1 protein-coding gene is annotated in these 429 nt (G+C 71.8%); it reads left to right on the top strand.

Features of this window, described 5'->3' with window-relative positions:
- Nucleotides 1–429 (top strand): phosphotransferase family protein (locus tag AC07RN_RS21335; RefSeq protein WP_478337274.1); only part of this gene is annotated, 429 nt, incomplete at both ends.

Here is a 429-nt window from a genome sequence, read left to right as displayed (position 1 = left end):
CGCCAGTTCGCGGGCGGCGCGTCGAACCTGACGTACCTGCTGCGCTACCCGGACCGCGATCTGGTGCTGCGCCGTCCTCCGGCCGGGGCCAAGCCGTCGTCCGGGCACGACATGGTCCGCGAGTATCGCATCCAGTCGCTGCTCGCGCCCGTGTACCCGCACGTGCCGGCGATGGTCGGCCTGTGCACCGATCCGGCGGTGCTGGGCAGCGACTTCTACGTCATGGAACGCGTCGAGGGCACCATCCTGCGGTCCGCTCCCCCGGCCGAACTCGGGCTCACCCCCGAGAAGACGCGGGAGCTGTGCCTGCGGGTGGTCGACCTGCTGATCGAACTGCACGGCGTCGACCCGGCCGCGTCGGGCCTCGACGAGTTCGGCCGCGGCACGGGCTACGTCGCCCGTCAGGTTGCCGGGTGGACCAAGCGGTAC

The organism is Lelliottia sp. GFLA7 (assembly GCF_056490165.1).
Note: the sequence above shows the minus strand (reverse complement) of the source record. Positions and strands in the feature narration are given on the sequence as shown.